Annotated in this window: 17 protein-coding genes and 1 pseudogene; 13 read left to right on the top strand and 5 right to left on the bottom strand. The window is 55.1% G+C overall.

The window, feature by feature from the left end; genetic code table 11:
* Positions 1-98 precede the first annotated feature (98 nt).
* The 3 genes from pepA to AAIG26_RS18035 all read left to right on the top strand — a co-directional run bounded on the left by pepA (position 99) and on the right by AAIG26_RS18035 (position 5,224).
* Positions 99-1,610: a leucyl aminopeptidase gene (pepA, locus tag AAIG26_RS18025; protein WP_017459072.1), complete on the top strand. Its 1,512-nt coding sequence runs from the start codon at positions 99-101 to the stop codon at positions 1,608-1,610.
* A 315-nt stretch (positions 1,611-1,925) separates the two neighbouring features.
* Positions 1,926-2,369: a DNA polymerase III subunit chi gene (gene holC, locus AAIG26_RS18030; RefSeq protein ID WP_020456318.1), complete on the top strand. Its 444-nt coding sequence runs from the start codon at positions 1,926-1,928 to the stop codon at positions 2,367-2,369.
* Entirely contained in the window at positions 2,369-5,224 is a 2,856-nt protein-coding gene (locus tag AAIG26_RS18035; RefSeq protein ID WP_343181156.1) for a valine--tRNA ligase, read from the top strand. The genes holC and AAIG26_RS18035 overlap by 1 nt, the downstream gene beginning before the upstream one ends.
* Before the next feature lie 95 nt (positions 5,225-5,319).
* Here the strand turns inward: AAIG26_RS18035 and AAIG26_RS18040 are convergent, their stop codons facing one another.
* Complete coding sequence (locus AAIG26_RS18040) at positions 5,320-6,522, bottom strand: DUF898 family protein (RefSeq protein WP_343181157.1); 1,203 nt, start codon at positions 6,520-6,522, stop codon at positions 5,320-5,322.
* A gap of 196 nt (positions 6,523-6,718) precedes the next feature.
* Between AAIG26_RS18040 and AAIG26_RS18045 the strand changes: the two genes are divergently transcribed.
* Positions 6,719-7,222, top strand: a complete 504-nt coding sequence (locus AAIG26_RS18045; RefSeq protein WP_020456315.1) for a GNAT family N-acetyltransferase — start codon at positions 6,719-6,721, stop codon at positions 7,220-7,222.
* 20 nt (positions 7,223-7,242) lie between these two features.
* Here the strand turns inward: AAIG26_RS18045 and miaE are convergent, their stop codons facing one another.
* Positions 7,243-8,001 (bottom strand): tRNA isopentenyl-2-thiomethyl-A-37 hydroxylase MiaE, encoded by a 759-nt coding sequence (gene miaE, locus AAIG26_RS18050; RefSeq protein ID WP_017459077.1) that lies wholly within the window; start codon positions 7,999-8,001, stop codon positions 7,243-7,245.
* Between the two features lie 45 nt (positions 8,002-8,046).
* Positions 8,047-8,469, bottom strand: coding sequence for a ribonuclease E inhibitor RraB (gene rraB, locus AAIG26_RS18055; protein WP_017459078.1), 423 nt, complete (start codon positions 8,467-8,469; stop codon positions 8,047-8,049).
* A gap of 163 nt (positions 8,470-8,632) precedes the next feature.
* Here rraB and argF (AAIG26_RS18060) point away from each other — a divergent pair, with 163 nt between their 5' ends.
* Positions 8,633-9,637: an ornithine carbamoyltransferase gene (gene argF, locus AAIG26_RS18060; RefSeq protein WP_020456314.1), complete on the top strand. Its 1,005-nt coding sequence runs from the start codon at positions 8,633-8,635 to the stop codon at positions 9,635-9,637.
* 40 nt (positions 9,638-9,677) lie between these two features.
* On the opposite strand, the gene AAIG26_RS18065 is transcribed toward argF (AAIG26_RS18060), so the two are convergent.
* Entirely contained in the window at positions 9,678-10,130 is a 453-nt protein-coding gene (locus AAIG26_RS18065; protein WP_044489779.1) for a YhcH/YjgK/YiaL family protein, read from the bottom strand.
* 673 nt (positions 10,131-10,803) lie between these two features.
* Here AAIG26_RS18065 and arcA point away from each other — a divergent pair.
* The 5 genes from arcA to AAIG26_RS18090 all read left to right on the top strand — a co-directional run bounded on the left by arcA (position 10,804) and on the right by AAIG26_RS18090 (position 16,004).
* Positions 10,804-12,024 (top strand): arginine deiminase, encoded by a 1,221-nt coding sequence (gene arcA / locus AAIG26_RS18070; protein WP_020456312.1) that lies wholly within the window; start codon positions 10,804-10,806, stop codon positions 12,022-12,024.
* Between the two features lie 10 nt (positions 12,025-12,034).
* On the top strand, positions 12,035-12,946 hold the full coding sequence (gene arcC, locus AAIG26_RS18075) for a carbamate kinase (RefSeq protein WP_020456311.1): 912 nt from the start codon (positions 12,035-12,037) through the stop codon (positions 12,944-12,946).
* Positions 12,947-12,964: 18 nt separating this feature from the next.
* Positions 12,965-13,969 (top strand): ornithine carbamoyltransferase, encoded by a 1,005-nt coding sequence (gene argF / locus AAIG26_RS18080; RefSeq protein WP_313625714.1) that lies wholly within the window; start codon positions 12,965-12,967, stop codon positions 13,967-13,969.
* A gap of 47 nt (positions 13,970-14,016) precedes the next feature.
* Positions 14,017-15,420 (top strand): YfcC family protein, encoded by a 1,404-nt coding sequence (locus tag AAIG26_RS18085; RefSeq protein WP_343181159.1) that lies wholly within the window; start codon positions 14,017-14,019, stop codon positions 15,418-15,420.
* A 104-nt stretch (positions 15,421-15,524) separates the two neighbouring features.
* On the top strand, positions 15,525-16,004 hold the full coding sequence (locus AAIG26_RS18090) for an arginine repressor (RefSeq protein ID WP_020456308.1): 480 nt from the start codon (positions 15,525-15,527) through the stop codon (positions 16,002-16,004).
* 3 nt (positions 16,005-16,007) lie between these two features.
* Here the strand turns inward: AAIG26_RS18090 and AAIG26_RS18095 are convergent, their stop codons facing one another.
* Entirely contained in the window at positions 16,008-16,124 is a 117-nt protein-coding gene (locus AAIG26_RS18095; protein WP_086872930.1) for a hypothetical protein, read from the bottom strand.
* Here AAIG26_RS18095 and pyrL point away from each other — a divergent pair.
* The 3 genes and pseudogenes from pyrL to pyrI all read left to right on the top strand — a co-directional run bounded on the left by pyrL (position 16,104) and on the right by pyrI (position 17,652).
* Positions 16,104-16,207: pseudogene (pyrL, locus tag AAIG26_RS18100) on the top strand (pyr operon leader peptide). The gene AAIG26_RS18095 and the pseudogene pyrL overlap by 21 nt on opposite strands.
* 35 nt (positions 16,208-16,242) lie before the next feature.
* Positions 16,243-17,178, top strand: coding sequence for an aspartate carbamoyltransferase (pyrB, locus tag AAIG26_RS18105; protein WP_020456306.1), 936 nt, complete (start codon positions 16,243-16,245; stop codon positions 17,176-17,178).
* A gap of 12 nt (positions 17,179-17,190) precedes the next feature.
* Positions 17,191-17,652, top strand: coding sequence for an aspartate carbamoyltransferase regulatory subunit (pyrI, locus tag AAIG26_RS18110; protein WP_017459088.1), 462 nt, complete (start codon positions 17,191-17,193; stop codon positions 17,650-17,652).
* Positions 17,653-17,667: the final 15 nt, after the last annotated feature.

Consider the following 17,667-nt stretch of genomic DNA (forward strand, 5'->3'; position numbering starts at 1 on the left):
TTAACACGAAGTCACCGCAACAGCGGACACGAGTTACGAAAGCTTGCAATTCTATCCGTAGCCGCCGCCGTTGTCTTTAAGATTCAGGAGCGTAGTGCATGGAGTTCAGTGTAAAAAGCGGTAGCCCGGAGAAACAGCGGAGTGCCTGCATCGTTGTGGGCGTCTTTGAACCGCGCCGGCTCTCTCCGATCGCCGAGCAACTCGATAAAATCAGTGACGGCTACATCAGTGCGCTGCTGCGTCGCGGGGAACTGGAAGGCAAGCCGGGGCAGACGTTGTTGCTGCACCACGTACCGAATGTCCTCTCCGAACGTATTTTGCTGATTGGCTGTGGTAAAGAGCGTGAACTGGACGAGCGCCAGTATAAGCAGGTGATTCAAAAAACCATTAACACGCTGAATGATACCGGCTCAATGGAAGCCGTCTGCTTCCTGACCGAACTGCATGTAAAAGGGCGGAATACTTACTGGAAAGTACGCCAGGCCGTTGAGACCGCGAAAGAGACCCTTTACAGCTTCGACCAGCTGAAAACCAACAAAAGCGAGCCGCGCCGCCCGCTGCGTAAAATGGTGTTCAACGTGCCTACCCGCCGCGAGCTGACCAGCGGCGAGCGCGCCATTCAGCACGGTCTGGCGATTGCCGCCGGTATCAAAGCGGCGAAAGATCTCGGCAATATGCCGCCAAATATCTGTAACGCGGGCTACCTCGCGTCTCAGGCGCGCCAGTTAGCTGACACCTACAGCAAAAATGTGGTGACCCGCGTGATTGGCGAGCAGCAGATGCGCGAGCTGGGCATGCACTCGTACCTCGCGGTCGGCCAGGGTTCGCAAAACGAATCGCTGATGTCGGTGATTGAATACAAAGGCAACCCGGCGGAAGATGCGCGTCCAATCGTGCTGGTAGGTAAAGGCCTGACTTTTGACTCCGGCGGTATCTCCATCAAGCCTGCTGAAGGCATGGATGAGATGAAGTACGACATGTGCGGCGCGGCGGCGGTGTATGGCGTGATGCGCATGGTTGCTGAACTGCAACTGCCGATCAACGTAATTGGCGTGCTTGCTGGCTGTGAAAACATGCCTGGCGGGCGCGCTTATCGTCCGGGCGACGTGCTGACCACTATGTCCGGCCAGACGGTAGAAGTGCTGAACACCGACGCCGAAGGCCGTCTGGTACTGTGCGACGTGCTGACTTACGTTGAGCGTTTCGAGCCGGAAGCAGTAATCGATGTCGCGACATTGACCGGTGCGTGTGTGATTGCGCTCGGCCACCACATCACCGGACTGCTGTCGAACCACAACCCGCTGGCGCACGAACTGATTGGCGCGTCCGAGCAGGCGGGCGATCGCGCGTGGCGTTTGCCGATGGCCGATGAGTATCAGGAACAACTGGAATCTAACTTCGCGGATATGGCGAACATTGGCGGCCGTCCCGGCGGGGCAATCACCGCTGGCTGCTTCCTTTCTCGCTTTGCCCGTAAATATAACTGGGCGCACCTGGACATCGCCGGTACTGCATGGCGTTCCGGTAAAGCCAAAGGCGCAACCGGTCGTCCGGTGGCGTTGCTGTCGCAGTTCCTGCTGAACCGCGCCGGGTTTAACGGCGAAGAGTAAGCCTCATAAGGCCGGATAGCGGTGTTTGCCGGATGGCAGCTACGCCTTATCCGGCCTGGAGCCTCAGCAATGCTGAATTCAATACCCAATAGATTTCGCGTTGCATCGCGGCGGCAACTGAGCAAATCCCCGGCAGCATAGATAACTATGTGACCGGGGTGCGCCACAAATCTGCCGGGAGCAGATTTGAACGCTGCCTGTAGCGGCCCCTTGAGGGCGAGGCCCGGGGATGGGCCGACTATTCGCAGCCAACAAAGAGGCAGCGTGAAAGACCGACAGCAATAGCGTTTAAATCCTCAACCAAAAGCCCCATATATGAAAAATGCGACGTTCTACCTTCTGGACAATGATACCCAACAGGATGGCTTAAGCGCCGTCGAACAACTGGTGTGTGAAATTGCCGCAGAACGTTGGCGTAACGGTAAACGCGTGCTGATCGCCTGTGCCGATGAGCAACAAGCTATTCGTCTGGATGAAGCGCTGTGGGCACGCCCGGCGGAAAGCTTTGTCCCGCACAACCTGGCAGGCGAAGGACCTCGCGGCGGTGCGCCAGTGGAGCTGGCCTGGCCTCAAAAACGCAACAGCAGCCCGCGCGATATTTTGATCAGCCTGCGCGCGGAATTTGCAGATTTTGCCACCGCTTTCACAGAAGTGATAGACTTCGTTCCTCACGAAGATTCTCTGAAACAACTGGCGCGCGAACGCTATAAAGCGTACCGCATGGCTGGTTTCAACCTGAACACGGCAACCTGGAAATAATGGAAAAGACATACAACCCCAAAGATATCGAACAGCCGCTGTACGAGCAGTGGGAAAAGCAGGGCTATTTCAAACCGAACGGTGATGAAAGCCAGGAAAGCTTCTGCATCATGATCCCGCCGCCGAACGTCACCGGCAGTTTGCATATGGGCCACGCCTTCCAGCAGACCATCATGGATACCATGATCCGTTACCAGCGCATGCAGGGCAAAAACACCCTGTGGCAGGTCGGTACCGACCACGCCGGTATCGCGACCCAGATGGTGGTGGAGCGTAAAATTGCCGCGGAAGAAGGTAAAACCCGCCACGACTACGGCCGTGACGCCTTTATCGAAAAAATCTGGCAGTGGAAGGCAGAATCGGGCGGCACCATCACCAACCAGATGCGCCGTCTCGGCAACTCCGTGGACTGGGAGCGCGAGCGCTTCACCATGGACGAAGGCCTTTCTAACGCCGTAAAAGAAGTGTTCGTCCGCCTGTATAAAGAAGACCTGATTTACCGCGGCAAACGCCTGGTGAACTGGGACCCGAAACTGCGCACGGCGATTTCCGATCTGGAAGTGGAAAACCGCGAGTCGAAAGGCTCAATGTGGCATATCCGCTACCCGCTGGCTGACGGCGCGAAAACCGCCGACGGTAAAGATTATCTGGTAGTTGCCACTACGCGTCCGGAAACCCTGCTCGGTGATACCGGCGTGGCGGTGAACCCGGAAGATCCGCGCTACAAAGATCTGATTGGCAAATTCGTGGTGCTGCCGCTGGTCAACCGCCGTATTCCGATTGTCGGCGACGAACACGCCGACATGGAAAAAGGCACCGGCTGCGTGAAAATCACCCCGGCGCACGACTTTAACGACTATGAAGTCGGCCGTCGCCACAAGCTGCCGATGATCAACATCCTGACCTTTGACGGCGATATCCGTGAAAGCGCACAAGTGTACGACACCAACGGCAATGAATCCGACGTTTACCCGGCGGATATCCCGGCAGAGTTCCAGAAGCTGGAGCGTTTTGCCGCGCGTAAAGCGATTGTCGCGGCGGTGGACGCGCTTGGCCTGCTGGAAGAGATCAAACCGCACGACCTGACCGTTCCGTACGGCGATCGCGGCGGCGTGGTTATCGAACCGATGCTCACCGACCAGTGGTACGTCCGTGCGGATGTGCTGGCGAAACCGGCGGTAGAAGCGGTGGAAAACGGCGATATCCAGTTTGTGCCGAAACAGTACGAAAACATGTATTTCTCCTGGATGCGTGATATTCAGGACTGGTGTATCTCCCGCCAGTTGTGGTGGGGCCACCGTATTCCGGCGTGGTACGACAACGATGGCAACGTTTATGTTGGCCGCAACGAAGAGGAAGTGCGCCAGGAAAACAATCTGGCCGCCGATGTTGCCCTGCGCCAGGACGACGACGTGCTGGATACCTGGTTCTCCTCCGCGCTGTGGACCTTCTCGACCCTCGGCTGGCCGGAAAACACCGACGCGCTGCGCCAGTTCCACCCGACCAGCGTGATGGTTTCTGGCTTCGACATCATCTTCTTCTGGATTGCGCGCATGATCATGATGACCATGCACTTCATCAAAGATGAAAATGGCAAGCCGCAGGTGCCGTTTAAAACGGTCTATATGACCGGTCTTATCCGCGACGACGAAGGCCAGAAGATGTCCAAATCCAAGGGCAACGTCATTGACCCGCTGGATATGGTTGACGGTATTTCGCTGGCGGATCTGCTGGAAAAACGCACCGGTAACATGATGCAGCCGCAGCTGGCGGAGAAAATCCGCAAGCGCACCGAGAAACAGTTCCCGGACGGCATTGAACCGCACGGCACCGACGCCCTGCGCTTCACCCTCGCGGCGCTGGCTTCTACCGGTCGTGACATCAACTGGGATATGAAGCGCCTGGAAGGTTACCGTAACTTCTGTAACAAGCTGTGGAACGCCAGCCGCTTTGTACTGATGAACACCGAAGATCAGGATTGCGGCTTCAACGGCGGCGAAATGGTGCTGTCGCTGGCAGACCGCTGGATCCTCGCGGAATTCAACCAGACCATCAAAGCCTACCGTGAGGCGCTGGATAACTTCCGCTTCGATATCGCCGCAGGCATTCTGTATGAGTTCACCTGGAACCAGTTCTGCGACTGGTATCTGGAGCTGACCAAACCGGTAATGAACGGTGGTACTGAAGCGGAACTGCGCGGTACCCGCAACACGCTGGTCACCGTGCTGGAAGGTCTGCTGCGCCTTGCGCATCCGATCATTCCGTTTATCACTGAAACCATCTGGCAGCGCGTGAAAGTGCTGAAAGGCATTACCGCCGACACCATCATGCTGCAGCCGTTCCCGCAGTACGACGCGGCGCAGGTGGATGAGAAAGCGCTGGCAGACACCGAGTGGCTGAAGCAGGCGATCATCGCGGTACGTAACATTCGCGCCGAAATGAACATCGCACCGGGTAAACCGCTGGAGCTGCTGCTGCGTAGCGCGAGCGAGGACGCGAAGCGCCGTGTGAACGACAACCTGAGCTTCCTGCAAACGCTGGCGCGTCTGGAGAGCATTACCATTCTGCCTGCCGACGATAAAGGCCCGGTTTCGGTAACCAAAATCGTTGATGGCGCAGAGCTGCTGATCCCGATGCTGGGTCTTATTGACAAAGAGGCGGAGCTGGCGCGTCTGGCGAAAGAAGTGGCGAAAGTTGAGCAGGAAATTGGCCGCATCGAAAGCAAACTGGGCAACGAAGGTTTCGTGGCGCGCGCGCCGGAAGCGGTAATTGCCAAAGAGCGCGAGAAGCTGGATGGCTATGCGGAAGCGAAAGCGAAGCTGATTGAGCAGCAGGCGGTTATCGCCGCGCTGTAATCACCGCGCATAAGAAAAAGCCGGGTATCGCTGCCCGGCTTTTTTATTTTGCAGGCCAGATAAGGCGTCACCGCCATCCGGCAAGTTTTCCCGAATTACAGTACCGCCGGGTAGAACGACAAACCGCGAGCCAGCAGGTTCGCCGGATCTTTTGCGGGCTGCACACCATGGTCTTCCAGCGGCAGCGCTTCCAGGTCACCATGAACATGGGTATTTTCCAGCAAATAACGGGTCATACGCACTTTCGCCCACGGCCATGCCAGGAACAGCGTGACGCCACACACCAGCATATTGGTAATGGAAATCCAGAACATACGCCCCATCGCCACCGTCGAGGAGAAACGAATGTTCCCTTCCAGCGCAAGTTGCCCGTAAATATAGGCGCGCAGTTTCACAAACGCGAAAAGGAAGCAGACAATCGCCCCGGCAATATAGATCAAATAGCTCAGCACCAATTTGCCGTAAATCGGCCCCATCATCATCGCTAATTGTTCCGGATCGCCACCTGCTGCGTAGGCATTCTCTTGCAGAGTCATCAGTGACGGCATAACCAGTACCATTACCAGCAAAATAAACGGTACAAACAGCAGCATCGATAGCACCACAATGGTGATGCATTTTTTCATTGAAATTTCAGCGGAGAATTTCAGTTTGCCGTACTGCAAATTATTAATCAGCATGCCAAACCATTGCGCAACATATACGCCCTGCATAATGGCAATCCCCAGCAGCAATACCAATGTACCGATACCAATTATCACAGAAATAGCGCCATATGAGCCGCTACTTAATGCAGACGTCACAAAGAGGGAGAACACCACCACCGAGGCGATAATAACCAGCAACGGGCATCCCATCATCACCCACCAGGCACGCAACGGACTGGCGTAGAAATTAAAACGCACACCGTTAATCTCTGTCATCAGCATTTGATAACGCAGGCCCTGAGTAATCAACCACGGGAAGAAAATCAGGAACAGCCCCATCATACAGAGCTGTAACAGCACGTTCTGGTAGGCCACGTTAATAAAGAAAATCACATACAGCACCAGCAGGCAGAGCCAGCCGACAAAAATAGAACGCCCGGTCGCGTGATAAGAAAAACGCGCACCGCTAAGTTCAGTATTCTCATAAAAATAACGACGCGCGCGCACTAACGCCCACGGCAAATATAACCCCAGCGTTATTAAGGTCAGTAAAATATTAACCAGCCAAACCACGAAATAGCCTTTCCCGCTGCCCTGAAAGAGAAAACGGCGCACGGGAACCGCCACGGAACCATGAGTTTCGGGAGTCATAACAATCCTTATCGAAAAAAAGAAGCCAGGAAAAAGGCAGTCAACCATAACAATATTGCGAAATGGTTATCTCCACTATTAAGTCTAAATAGCTGCCGGTCAAAAAAATAGCGCCCAATATTCCTGGTCTTGCCAGAACGCCCCTGTAGTGGTATTAAGCAGGATCAGCTTATAACCCCGAAAACAGAGTGCAGAGATGAATGTGACCGCGCCGGTAGAGGTAAAAATGCGCCGGATTGCTGCCGCCGACAACGCAGCAATCGCATCTGTGATCCGCCAGGTATCTGCGGAATATGGCCTCACTGCCGATAAAGGCTACACCGTTGCCGACCCCGAACTGGATGAGCTCTATCAGCTTTATAACCGACCGGGTTGCGCCTATTGGGTGGTGGAGCAAAACGGCGAAGTCGTGGGCGGCGGCGGCGTCGCGCCGCTGAAATGTAGCGAGCCGGATATCTGCGAACTGCAAAAAATGTATTTCCTGCCCAGCGCGCGTGGGCAAGGGCTGGCGAAGAAACTGGCGCTGATGGCGCTGGAACATGCCCGCGCGCAGGGCTTTAGCCGCTGTTATCTGGAAACCACTGCATTTCTGACCGATGCCATTGGGCTTTATGAGCACCTTGGTTTTGAGCATATCGACGGCCCGCTCGGCTGCACCGGTCACGTAGACTGTGAAGTGCGGATGCTGAAAACGCTGTGAGGCCAACGCGTACCGGCGTTTTACACCGGTACGCCGCTGTGAAAACGAAACTCCGCATCCGGTGTGGAGATAAGCGCCGCTTCCACTTCACCGAAATGGCGTACGCGCGGGCTGATATCCGTAGTCGAAATCTGCTGCGCCAGCGCCAGGTAATCCTGATAATGGCGCGCTTCTGAACGCAGCAACGACAGGTAAAATTTCTGCAAGTCATCGTCAAGCCACGGCGCCAGTGCAGCAAAACGCTCGCAGGAACGCGCTTCGATATAGGCACCGCAGATTAACTTATCGACCAATGTCAGCGGTTCATGCGTGCGAACCTCTTTTAGCATCCCTTTCGCATAACGGCTGGCGGTAATTTTCACGTAGGGAATGTTACGGGCGAGCATCGCTTCCCGCACCTGCCAGAAGTGGTGCAACTCCTCTTTGATCAGCAGCACCATGCTGTCAATCAGCGCCTGGCCCCAGGCATCGTCCGTTTGCGGCATCACACTTTTGCCAATCTGCTTATGCAACGCGACAAAATCCGGCTCCGGTCCTTCGCGAAAGGTAAATTCTTCATAGGGTTTCAGCCACGCCAGTAGCGCGTCCGACCCGCTTTTATCCGCCACATAACGGCGCACCAGCAGCATGGCGGTTTGCGCCGCTTTCAGTTCACACACCATATGATCGGTAAGCAGCAGCGGCAGCATTGATGGATCGCGCGCTTTGTCCAACCAGGATTGCGGTGTCGGGCAGTGCAGAAAGTTTAAAACCGGGGAGAGTATTTGCGGGTAATCCATTGTGGTTCCTTGCATTGCGGCAGCGAGCGCTGCCGCAATATTTACTCAGTGACGAACACCGTCATCTTCTTCGTCGACGTAATCCTCGTCGTCATCGTCACCCTCTTCGCCGTTCGGGTCTTCGTAGTAGGTTCCCCAACCGTCGTATTCCACATCGAATTTCTCAGCCAGGTTAAGCAGTTGCTCAACTTGCGCGTCGATCAAATCGGCATTCAGCGCGCTTTCGCTCAGCACATCGCAGCAGATAACCACTTCACCTTCGTCCAGTTCCAGCTCTTCCGGCTCTGTTACTTCGTAGCCCAGTTTAAAGGCTTCAACAGCGGCTTTTTCCAGCGTTTCGAAATCATCTGCCGACAGGTGATGCTCAATGGTATACAGCGCATCAGGATCGCTGCCGTCTTCGAGCAGTTCTTCAATAATCAAACGCGTCTCTTCGCGCTGTTCTTCCAGGTGTTCCGGGTTCGCCATGGCTCGTTCCTCATCAATGTGGCAGATACACTTATTGTCACACACCGCTGGCATTGCCTCCACTCCTCGCCGAAAAGATTTATATTCCGGTGTTGCAAATGCATATTCATACATATAAATTGAATTTTAATTCAATAAGTGGCCTTCGCCATGTGAGGGGAATATGTCCGCGTTTTATCAAAAGCATTTTTTGAAACTGCTCGATTTTACACCTGCTGAAATCAATACCCTGCTGCAACTCGCCGCTCAGCTGAAAGCGGATAAGAAAAAAGGCCAGGAAGTCCAGAAACTTACCGGGAAAAATATCGCGCTCATCTTCGAAAAAGACTCAACCCGCACACGATGCTCTTTCGAAGTTGCCGCATATGATCAGGGTGCTCGCGTGACATATCTCGCCCCAAGCGGCAGCCAAATCGGGCATAAAGAGTCAATTAAAGACACCGCGCGCGTGCTGGGGCGCATGTACGACGGCATTCAGTATCGCGGTTATGGCCAGGAGATTGTCGAAACACTGGCGCAATACGCCGGCGTGCCGGTGTGGAACGGCTTAACCAATGAATTTCACCCGACCCAGTTGCTGGCCGATCTGCTGACCATGCGCGAGCACTTGCCGGGCAAAGCTTTTAACCAGATGAAACTGGTTTATGCCGGTGACGCGCGTAACAACATGGGCAACTCGATGCTGGAAGCCGCCGCGCTGGTGGGTTTGGATCTGCGCCTTGTCGCGCCAAAAGCCTGCTGGCCGGACGCGAGCCTGGTCGCCGAATGCAAAGCGCTGGCGGTGAAAAACGGCGGCAACATTCTGCTGACGGAAGATATCGCGAGCGGAGTGAAAGATGCCGATTTTATTTACACCGATGTATGGGTATCGATGGGCGAAGCGAAAGAGAAATGGGCGGAGCGTATCGCGCTGCTGCGGCCTTACCAGGTCAACAGCAAAATGTTGTCGCTCACCGGCAACCCGCAGGTGAAATTCCTGCACTGCCTGCCCGCGTTTCATGACGATAAGACCACGCTCGGCAAAAAAATGGCAGAAGAGTTTGGCCTGCACGGCGGCATGGAAGTAACTGACGAGGTGTTTGAATCACCGGCAAGTATTGTGTTTGATCAGGCGGAAAACCGGATGCACACCATCAAAGCGGTGATGGTCGCCACCTTAAGCCAGTGACCTAACAAGCCCGGTTGCGCAGCGCGACCGGGCATTACGCTTACGCCATCAGCAGTTTCACCACCACTTTGCGCACCTGGGCTGGCGCGTTTACCGCACATAGCGGTTTGTGCACTTCACCCGGGTAGAACACCACAAAATCCCCTTCGCTCAGTACCACGGTTTTTTCCTGCGCGCCTTCCGGCAAAAAGGCGATGTCTTTATCCGCCAGCCAATCGGTGTCCGGCGCGCCCGCAGGCTGGGTACTAAAAGTCATTCCTTCCTGGCCTTTCAGCACAATCTGGATATCCAGATAACGGGCGTGATACTCGGCGCGGCGTTCTGCAAACGGCTGGGTCATATCTTCAGAAACGAGGAAAAACAGGCGGTTGCCGTCGATATCATGCTTACCAACAGGCGTGGCATCGGTAACGTGCTGCTTAACGTGCTCAATAGCCTGGCGCAGCTCTTCCGGTAGCCAGGATTGTAAATTGTGAATATTGCCAACGATCATGGTGTAGCCCTCAACATAAAACATCGTTTCATTTTCAGCTTTTATACGAAAATTCACACTGCCATACCACCACTTTTTACGGGAGATTTGTTGCAACGCATGTTTATCGGAAAATATGTTATATGCCTGTTAAGGCCGATTACGCTTTTATGCAGCATAGATGCATAAAGCCGACGCCAGTGCGCGGACGTAAAGTTGTTACTCACTGATTAACAAGTATTTATTTAAATAAACCTTTCCCGATCACACTTCAGCAGCCTGGTAATTTGCGCATTCATTCACTGGTTATTTCCGTTTTTTGCGCCCGGCAGCACCGTTCTATTCATTTTTGTGCATATCTATTCCATTCACTGTTGAAAAAACTTATCAATCAACGGGTTACATATTCACGAAAATAGGTGTATAGCTACAAAACAATAACAACCATGAATAAGTTCAGCCGTTAATGCGTAAGCATTCATCCTGATAATTAGGCTAATTCTCTATTCTCTGATGCGAATCATGCAATTGAACGACGGCGATTTAATTCCCTATTCGACGTGAGCACAATCACACTATTAATTCTTACGGCTTCTACTATGAGCCATGAAATTAATCGTTATCAACGCGCAATGAAATTAATCACATTTCATTGCCGCCCCTTTTTATTCTGAAAAAAGTTAAAGGAATAATTATGGAAAAGCACTACGTCGGTTCTGAAATAGGTCAATTGCGTAGCGTTATGCTGCACCGCCCCAATTTAAGCCTGAAACGGTTAACACCCTCGAATTGTCAGGAGCTGTTATTCGATGACGTGTTATCAGTCGAGCGCGCCGGGGAAGAGCATGACGCCTTCGCAAACACACTGCGCGAGCAGGGTGTGGAAGTCCTGCTGTTGACCGATCTTCTGACACAAACGCTTGATATTGCAGAGGCAAAAGCCTGGCTGCTGGAAATGCAGATCTCTGATTATCGCCTTGGCCCGACCTTCGCCGCAGACGTGCGCAGCTGGCTGGCGGATATGCCGCACCGCGAACTGGCGCGGCGGCTCAGCGGTGGATTAACCTACGGCGAGATCCCGGCATTTATTAAAAATATGGTGGTTGATACCCATACAGCGAATGATTTTATTATGAAGCCGCTGCCCAACCATTTATTTACCCGTGACACATCGTGCTGGATTTATAATGGCGTGTCGATTAATCCGATGGCTAAACCGGCCCGCCAGCGTGAAACGAATAATCTGCGTGCTATTTATCGCTGGCACCCTGCATTCGCCGATGGCAATTTTATTAAATATTTTGGCGACGAGAATATTAATTACGATCACGCCACCTTAGAGGGCGGCGATGTATTAGTCATTGGTCGCGGCGCGGTATTAATTGGCCTCTCTGAACGAACCACACCGCAGGGCGTGGAATTTCTTGCCAATAGCCTGTTCAAACACCGCCAGGCCGAACGCGTTATCGTCGTTGAACTGCCAAAACACCGTTCCTGTATGCACCTCGACACGGTGATGACCCATATCGATATCGACACTTTTTCCGTTTACCCCGAAGTAGTGCGCAAAGACGCCCAGTGCTGGACGCTCACCCCGGACGGGCGCGGCGGTCTGCAACGTACGCAGGAAAGCGACCTGCTGCACGCCATCGAAAAAGCGCTCGGTATTGACCAGATCCGGCTTATCACCACCGGCGGCGACGCTTTTGAAGCCGAACGCGAACAGTGGAATGACGCCAACAACGTCCTCACGCTGCGCCCCGGCGTAGTCGTCGGCTACGAGCGCAATATCTGGACCAACGAGAAATATGACAAAGCCGGGATCACCGTGCTGCCCATTCCCGGTGATGAGCTGGGACGCGGGCGCGGCGGTGCACGCTGCATGAGCTGCCCACTGGAACGCGACGGCATTTAAAGGAGCCATCATGGAAAGAAAACCTACGCTGGTTGTCGCGCTGGGCGGCAACGCGCTGTTAAAACGCGGCGAACCGCTGGAAGCGAACATCCAGCGCCAGAACATTGATCTTGCCGCGCGCACCATCGCCGGGCTAACCGCGCAGTGGCGCGTGGTGCTGGTACACGGCAACGGGCCGCAGGTCGGCCTGCTGGCGCTGCAAAACAGCGCTTACGACAAAGTTACCCCCTACCCGCTCGATATTCTCGGCGCGGAAAGCCAGGGGATGATTGGCTACATGCTGCAACAGTCGCTGAAAAACAGCCTGCCACAGCGCGAAGTGAGCGTACTGCTCACCCAGGTGGAAGTCGACGCCAGTGACCCGGCGTTCAGCAACCCGAGCAAATACATCGGCCCGGTTTACAGCGAGGCGCAAGCCCAGACGCTGCAGCAGGAGAAAGGCTGGGTATTTAAGGCTGATGGTCGCTATTTCCGCCGCGTTGTGCCCTCCCCGCAACCCAAACGCATTGTCGAAAGCGACGCCATTAGCGCGCTGATAAACCGCGATCACCTGGTGATTTGCAACGGCGGCGGCGGCGTGCCGGTGGTGGAAAACGCCAACGGCTACCACGGCATCGAAGCGGTGATCGACAAAGATCTCTCAGCGGCACTGCTGGCGCGACAAATCGAAGCCGACGCGCTGTTGATTCTTACCGACGCCGACGCGGTGTACCTCGACTGGGGCAAACCCACGCAGCGCCCGCTGGCGCAAGTCACCCCGGACATGCTGCAGGGCATGCAGTTTGACGCAGGCTCGATGGGGCCGAAGGTCGCCGCCTGCCGCCAGTTTGTTGAGCAGTGTCACGGCATTGCGGGCATCGGCGCGCTGGCGGATGGTCCGGCCATTCTCGCCGGGGACAAAGGCACATTGATTCGTTACTGATTTAAAAAAGGAAATCTCATGAGCATCAACCTGAAAAACCGCAACTTTCTCAAACTGCTCGACTACACCCCGGCGGAGATCCAGTACCTGATCGATCTGGCTATTCAGCTCAAAGCAGACAAAAAAGCAGGTCGTGAAAAGAAAACGCTGGTCGGCAAAAACATCGCGCTGATTTTTGAAAAAACCTCCACCCGTACCCGCTGCGCGTTTGAAGTCGGCGCATTCGATCAGGGCGCGCAGGTCACTTATCTCGGCCCAAGCGGATCGCAGATTGGCCACAAAGAGTCGATGAAAGACACCGCCCGCGTGCTGGGACGCATGTATGACGGCATCGAATATCGCGGTTACGGCCAGCAGATTGTGGAAGAGCTGGGTCAATACGCAGGCGTGCCGGTATGGAACGGGCTGACCAATGAATTTCACCCCACGCAGATCCTCGCCGATCTGATGACCATGCTGGAACATGCGCCGGGCAAACGCTTGTCGGAATTGCGTTTTGCTTATCTGGGCGATGCGCGCAACAACATGGGCAACTCGCTGATGGTCGGCGCGGCGAAAATGGGCATGGATATTCGCCTGGTGGCACCGAAATCCTTCTGGCCAGAGGCTGCACTGGTGGAACAGTGTCGCGCCATCGCCCGTGAAACCGGCGCGCGCATCATGCTCACCGAGGATGTGGAAGAAGGCGTGCATGGCGTTGATTTCCTCTACACCGATGTGTGGGTGTCGATGGGCGAGCCGAAAGAAGCGTGGTCTGAGCGCGTCAGCCTGATGAAACCCTACCAGGTAAACGCTGCGGTGGTGAAAGCCACCGGTAATCCGCAGGTGAAATTTATGCACTGCCTGCCCGCGTTTCATAACGAGCACACCAAAGTGGGCGGCGAGATCGAAATGGCGTATGGCCTGAAAGGGCTGGAAGTCACCGAAGAGGTTTTCGAATCGCCTAACTCTATCGTTTTTGATGAAGCAGAAAACCGGATGCACACCATCAAAGCGGTGATGGTGGCAACCCTCGGCGACTAACCACTCCCCCGGCGCGCCGCGGGTGCGCCGGGGTTAAGGAGCACATCATGGGCAAGTTCAAGTTCCCTTCCGCTTACACCATCCTCTTTTTGTTGATTGCCATTGTCGCCGCGCTCAGTTGGGTGATCCCCGCCGGGCAATACCAGATGGCAATGAACCCAGCCCTCGGTAAAGAAGTACCGATTGCCGGTACTTACGCACATGTCGCCGCGCATCCTCAAGGGTTAATCGCTGTAATCATGGCGCCAATAAGCGGCCTTTACGATCCTGATACCGGCCAGGCCGGCGCAATTGATGTGGCGCTGTTCATTCTGATCATCGGCGGGTTTCTGGGCATCGTCACCAAAACCGGTGCCATCGACGCCGGGATCGAGCGCGTCACCACCCGTTTGCGTGGCCGTGAAGAGTGGATGATCCCGATCCTGATGGCGCTGTTCGCCGCAGGCGGCACCATCTACGGTATGGCCGAAGAGTCGCTGCCGTTTTATACGCTGCTGGTTCCCGTGATGCTCGCCGCCCGTTTTGATCCGGTTGTCGCCGCCTCCACCGTGCTGCTCGGCGCGGGGATCGGCACGCTGGGATCGACCATCAACCCGTTCGCCACGGTGATCGCCGCTAATGCCGCCGGGATCCCGTTTACCCACGGCATCCTGCTGCGCGTTGCGCTGCTGGTGATTGGCTGGGTGATTTGCGTTGCGTGGGTGATGCGCTACGCCCGCAGCGTGCGCGCCAACCCGGCGCGGTCGATCGTCGCCGACAAGCAGGACGAAGATCGGGCGTTTTTCCTCGGCAATAAATCGCCGGAGATGCTCGAATTCACGCCGGTGCGCAAACTGATCCTGCTTATTTTCGCGCTGGCCTTTGTGGTGATGATTTACGGCGTGGCGGTGCTCGGCTGGTGGATGGCGCAGATTTCGGCGGTGTTTCTGGCAAGCGCCATCATCGTGGGTTTGATCGCCCGCATGAGCGAAGAGGAGCTGACCTCAACATTTATCAACGGCGCGCGGGATCTGCTGGGCGTAGCGCTGATTATCGGCATTGCCCGCGGTATCGTAGTGATCATGGATAAAGGTATGATTACTCATACTATTTTGCACAGTGCCGAAGGCATGGTCAGCGGGTTATCCACCGTCGCGTTTATCAACGTTATGTACTGGCTGGAAGTGGTGCTGTCGTTCCTCGTGCCCTCGTCCTCTGGCCTTGCGGTGCTGACCATGCCGATTATGGCGCCGCTGGCCGATTTCGCTAACGTCAACCGCGATCTGGTCGTTACCGCGTACCAATCGGCGTCCGGCATCGTCAACCTGGTGACGCCTACGTCGGCGGTGGTGATGGGCGGGCTGGCTATCGCCCATGTCCCCTATGTGCGCTACCTGAAGTGGGTCGCGCCATTGCTGGCGATATTGACGGTGGTGATCATGGCGGCGCTCAGCCTTGGCGCTCTGCTGTAACGCACCGGGTGGCGCTTTGCTTACCCGGTCTGTGGCTAATATACAGGCCCGGTAAGCATGGCGTTGCCGGGCGTTTTGTTTCGGCAACCAATACGGGAAAAGAGATGATGGAATATGGAGATTATTCACCGAAAGAGCAGCTACAACTGGCGGTCTGCCAGCGCCTGATTAGCGAAAAAAGTTATCTTTCACAGGAGGAGATCCGCCGCGATTTGCAGCGCCACGGCTTCGACAGTATCAGCCAGTCCACCGTTTCACGCCTGTTGAAGCTGCTCGGTGTAATCAAAATTCGCAACGCCAAAGGACAAAAAATTTATTCGCTGAATCCTCAGTCACGCCCGGTGCCGGACGCCGCCCGCTCCGTCTCCGAAATGGTGGTTAGCGTTGAGCACAATAGCGAATTTATCCTTATTCACACCGTGGCGGGATATGGCCGCGCAGTGGCACGTATTCTGGATTACCACCAGTTGCCGGAGATCCTCGGCGTGGTGGCAGGAAGCAGTATCGTCTGGGTCGCGCCGAGAATAGTGAAGCATACGGCGCTGGTGCATAAACAAATTAATTATTTACTTAGAACGCATTAATATTCAAAGAGAACCGTTTGCATTGCGTAAAATGTGCATCAATCGCTTGATCCGAGAAAACAGCTGCGTATAATCCGGGACAATTTGCCGGGAGGAAGCATGAATCAGTGTGTACGACAAACTGTCTTACCGCGTCTGAAAAAAGGCGCTGGCCTGCCGTTTTCCTTCCCGTTGATCACCGAATTCCACAGCCCCTCTATTGAGGGGCTTTTTTTTGCGCAGTCGTCAGGAGATAACCATGGCTAACCCGCTATATCAGAAACATATCATTTCCATAAACGATCTCAGCCGCGAAGAACTCGAACTGGTGCTACACACCGCCGCACGACTGAAGGCCAACCCGCAGCCGGAGTTGCTCAAGCATAAAGTGATCGCCAGTTGCTTCTTTGAAGCCTCCACCCGCACGCGTTTATCGTTTGAAACCTCCATGCACCGCCTCGGCGCGAGCGTGGTCGGCTTCTCCGACAGCAGTAACACGTCGCTGGGTAAAAAAGGCGAAACGCTGGCCGACACCATTTCGGTGATCAGTACCTATGTGGACGCCATTGTGATGCGCCATCCGCAGGAGGGCGCGGCACGTCTGGCCACCGAGTTCTCCGGCGGCATTCCGGTACTCAACGCTGGCGACGGGGCTAACCAGCATCCGACGCAAACGCTGCTCGATCTGTTCACGATTCAGGAAACGCAAGGCCGCCTTGAGAACCTCAACATCGCGATGGTCGGCGACCTGAAATATGGTCGCACCGTGCATTCGCTGGCACAGGCGCTGGCGAAATTCAGCGGCAACCGCTTTTACTTTATCGCCCCGGACGCGCTGGCGATGCCGCAGTACATTCTCGATATGCTGGACGAAAAAGGCATGGCCTGGAGCGTACACGCCAGCATCGAAGAGGTGATGGCAGAGGTGGATATTCTCTATATGACGCGCGTGCAAAAAGAGCGTCTGGATCCGTCGGAATACGCCAACGTCAAAGCCCAGTTTGTCCTGCGCGCCAGCGACTTAACCCACGCGCGCAGCAATATGAAGGTGCTGCACCCGCTGCCGCGCGTGGATGAAATCACCACCGACGTGGATAAAACGCCGCACGCCTGGTATTTCCAGCAGGCCGGTAACGGCATCTTCGCTCGCCAGGCTCTGCTGGCGCTGGTTCTCAATCGCGATTTGGCGCTGTAAGGAGATACGACAATGACACACGATAACAAACTGCAGGTCGAAGCCATCAAACGCGGCACCGTGATTGACCACATCCCGGCGCGCGTCGGATTTAAACTGCTGACGCTGTTTAAGCTGACAGAAACCGATCAGCGCATCACCATTGGCCTGAACTTGCCGTCCGGCGAGATGGGGCGCAAAGATTTGATCAAGATCGAGAACACATTTCTGACCGACGAGCAGGTAAACCAGCTGGCGCTGTACGCCCCCCAGGCCACCGTTAACCGCATTGATGAGTATGAAGTGGTGGGTAAATCGCGCCCGAGCCTGCCGGAGCGCATTACTGGCGTGCTGGTGTGCCCGAACAGCAACTGCATCAGCCATGCAGAGCCGGTTGCCTCCAGCTTTGCGGTGAAAAAACGCGAAAGCGATATCGCGCTGAAGTGCAAATATTGTGAGAAAGAGTTCTCGCACCATGTAGTGCTGGCTAACTAATTGCGGTTGGTATTG

It is taken from the genome of Kosakonia sp. PSU_27 (assembly GCF_039409795.1).
In the GTDB taxonomy this organism is placed as follows: Bacteria; Pseudomonadota; Gammaproteobacteria; order Enterobacterales; family Enterobacteriaceae; genus Kosakonia.